The following is a 740-nucleotide window of genomic DNA, read 5'->3' on the forward strand; positions in this document are numbered from 1 at the left end:
AAAAGATTTCTAAATTGTATAGAAATAGGGAATGCCTTCCCTTATGATATTTAGTAACCACAGAAAACATCACAGGAGGCATTCCCCATGAATGAACTTACCACAGAAATTATCGCTGCACTAGCCCAAAAACAAGATTTGGACGAAGTTTTTCGTCACCACCTTGAAATCGCCATCAACCAGCTGCTTCAAACTGAATTGGCAGAGTTTTTGGGTTACGAACGCTACTCATACGCTGGGATTAACACTGGTAATAACCGCAACGGCAGTTATGAGCGCTCGTTTGATACGAAGTACGGCCAACTTAACTTAACCATTCCTCGAGATCGCAATGGCCGGTTTGAAAATCATACCTTGCCAGCCTACGGTCGGCACAGTGATAATTTAGAAACAACGGTTATTCAGTTGTATACCAAGGGAATTACCACTGCTGAAATTGCCGAACTCATTGAGAATATGTACGGTGCTCACTACTCCAAAGCCACGGTTTCCAACATGACTAAAGCCGTCAATGAACAGGTTCAAGCTTTCCAGCAACGTCGACTGGCTTCACAATATGCGGCTATCTTCTTAGATGCCACTTACTTGCCGTTAAAGCGGGATACCGTTCAAAAAGAAGCGGTTCATATTGCGATTGGCATTCGTCCAGATGGTACGAAAGAAGTGCTGAACTACCAAGTGGCGCCGACGGAATCAACTGGGATCTGGACTGAATTACTGGGAACCCTGATTAAGCAAGG

1 pseudogene is annotated in these 740 nt (G+C 44.3%); it reads left to right on the plus strand.

From position 1 onward, the window contains the following. Positions 1 to 87 precede the first annotated feature (87 nt). Positions 88 to 740, plus strand: a pseudogene (locus FAY32_RS14450) (IS256-like element IS1310 family transposase); the annotation flags it as partial.

Origin of the sequence: Levilactobacillus enshiensis, assembly GCF_007115095.1 — a bacterium.
Lineage (GTDB): Bacteria > Bacillota > Bacilli > Lactobacillales > Lactobacillaceae > Levilactobacillus > Levilactobacillus enshiensis.